At 52.9% G+C, this 3,047-nt stretch carries 1 rRNA gene; it reads left to right on the top strand.

The window, feature by feature from the left end:
• Positions 1-79: 79 nt before the first annotated feature.
• Positions 80-3,009, top strand: a 23S ribosomal RNA gene (locus SB724_RS19280).
• The last annotated feature ends 38 nt before the right edge of the window (positions 3,010-3,047 follow it).

The raw sequence follows: 3,047 nt of genomic DNA on the forward strand, positions 1-3,047 counted from the left end.
TGTTCTTTGAAAACTAGATAACAGAAGTAATTCACATTCAATTAGTAATGCAAGATATCACGTAGTGATTCTTTTTAACGGTTAAGTTAGAAAGGGCGCACGGTGGATGCCTTGGCACTAGGAGCCGATGAAGGACGGGACGAACACCGATATGCTTCGGGGAGCTGTAAGCAAGCTTTGATCCGGAGATTTCCGAATGGGGAAACCCACCACTCGTAATGGAGTGGTATCCATATCTGAATACATAGGATATGAGAAGGCAGACCCGGGGAACTGAAACATCTAAGTACCCGGAGGAAGAGAAAGCAAATGCGATTCCCTGAGTAGCGGCGAGCGAAACGGGACCAGCCCAAACCAAGAGGCTTGCCTCTTGGGGTTGTAGGACACTCTGTACGGAGTTACAAAGGAACGAGGTAGATGAAGAGGTCTGGAAAGGCCCGCCATAGGAGGTAACAGCCCTGTAGTCAAAACTTCGTTCTCTCCTGAGTGGATCCTGAGTACGGCGGAACACGTGAAATTCCGTCGGAATCCGGGAGGACCATCTCCCAAGGCTAAATACTCCCTAGTGACCGATAGTGAACCAGTACCGTGAGGGAAAGGTGAAAAGCACCCCGGAAGGGGAGTGAAAGAGATCCTGAAACCGTGTGCCTACAAGTAGTCAGAGCCCGTTAACGGGTGATGGCGTGCCTTTTGTAGAATGAACCGGCGAGTTACGATCCCGTGCAAGGTTAAGCAGAAGATGCGGAGCCGCAGCGAAAGCGAGTCTGAATAGGGCGAATTGAGTACGTGGTCGTAGACCCGAAACCAGGTGATCTACCCATGTCCAGGGTGAAGTTCAGGTAACACTGAATGGAGGCCCGAACCCACGCACGTTGAAAAGTGCGGGGATGAGGTGTGGGTAGGGGTGAAATGCCAATCGAACCTGGAGATAGCTGGTTCTCTCCGAAATAGCTTTAGGGCTAGCCTCAAGGTAAGAGTCTCGGAGGTAGAGCACTGATTGGACTAGGGGCCCCTACCGGGTTACCGAATTCAGTCAAACTCCGAATGCCGATGACTTATCCTTGGGAGTCAGACTGCGAGTGATAAGATCCGTAGTCGAAAGGGAAACAGCCCAGACCGCCAGCTAAGGTCCCAAAGTATACGTTAAGTGGAAAAGGATGTGGAGTTGCTTAGACAACCAGGATGTTGGCTTAGAAGCAGCCACCATTTAAAGAGTGCGTAATAGCTCACTGGTCGAGTGACTCTGCGCCGAAAATGTACCGGGGCTAAACGTATCACCGAAGCTGCGGACTGTTCTTCGAACAGTGGTAGGAGAGCGTTCTAAGGGCTGTGAAGCAAGACCGGAAGGACTTGTGGAGCGCTTAGAAGTGAGAATGCCGGTATGAGTAGCGAAAGAGGGGTGAGAATCCCCTCCACCGAATGCCTAAGGTTTCCTGAGGAAGGCTCGTCCGCTCAGGGTTAGTCGGGACCTAAGCCGAGGCCGAAAGGCGTAGGCGATGGATAACAGGTTGATATTCCTGTACCACCTCCTCACCATTTGAGCAATGGGGGGACGCAGGAGGATAGGGTAAGCGCGGTATTGGATATCCGCGTCCAAGCAGTTAGGCTGGGAAATAGGCAAATCCGTTTCCCGTGAAGGCTGAGCTGTGATGGCGAGCGAATTATAGTAGCGAAGTTCCTGATTCCACACTGCCAAGAAAAGCCTCTAGCGAGGTGAGAGGTGCCCGTACCGCAAACCGACACAGGTAGGCGAGGAGAGAATCCTAAGGTGATCGAGAGAACTCTCGTTAAGGAACTCGGCAAAATGACCCCGTAACTTCGGGAGAAGGGGTGCTCTGTTAGGGTGCAAGCCCGAGAGAGCCGCAGTGAATAGGCCCAGGCGACTGTTTAGCAAAAACACAGGTCTCTGCGAAGCCGTAAGGCGAAGTATAGGGGCTGACGCCTGCCCGGTGCTGGAAGGTTAAGAGGAGCGCTTAGCGTAAGCGAAGGTGCGAATTGAAGCCCCAGTAAACGGCGGCCGTAACTATAACGGTCCTAAGGTAGCGAAATTCCTTGTCGGGTAAGTTCCGACCCGCACGAAAGGCGCAACGATCTGGGCACTGTCTCAACGAGAGACTCGGTGAAATTATAGTACCTGTGAAGATGCAGGTTACCCGCGACAGGACGGAAAGACCCCGTGGAGCTTTACTGCAGCCTGATATTGAATGTTGGTACAGCTTGTACAGGATAGGTAGGAGCCTTGGAAACCGGAGCGCCAGCTTCGGTGGAGGCATCGGTGGGATACTACCCTGGCTGTATTGACCTTCTAACCCGCCGCCCTTATCGGGCGGGGAGACAGTGTCAGGTGGGCAGTTTGACTGGGGCGGTCGCCTCCTAAAAGGTAACGGAGGCGCCCAAAGGTTCCCTCAGAATGGTTGGAAATCATTCGCAGAGTGTAAAGGCACAAGGGAGCTTGACTGCGAGACCTACAAGTCGAGCAGGGACGAAAGTCGGGCTTAGTGATCCGGTGGTTCCGCATGGAAGGGCCATCGCTCAACGGATAAAAGCTACCCCGGGGATAACAGGCTTATCTCCCCCAAGAGTCCACATCGACGGGGAGGTTTGGCACCTCGATGTCGGCTCATCGCATCCTGGGGCTGTAGTCGGTCCCAAGGGTTGGGCTGTTCGCCCATTAAAGCGGTACGCGAGCTGGGTTCAGAACGTCGTGAGACAGTTCGGTCCCTATCCGTCGCGGGCGCAGGAAATTTGAGAGGAGCTGTCCTTAGTACGAGAGGACCGGGATGGACGCACCGCTGGTGTACCAGTTGTTCTGCCAAGGGCATCGCTGGGTAGCTATGTGCGGACGGGATAAGTGCTGAAAGCATCTAAGCATGAAGCCCCCCTCAAGATGAGATTTCCCATTCCGCAAGGAAGTAAGATCCCTGAAAGATGATCAGGTTGATAGGTCTGAGGTGGAAGTGTGGCGACACATGGAGCTGACAGATACTAATCGATCGAGGACTTAACCAATTTGAATGTATGCTTACTGTTATCTAGTTTTGAGAGAA

Source organism: Bacillus sp. SIMBA_031 (assembly GCF_046535225.1).
Classification (GTDB): Bacteria; Bacillota; Bacilli; order Bacillales; family Bacillaceae; genus Bacillus; species Bacillus velezensis.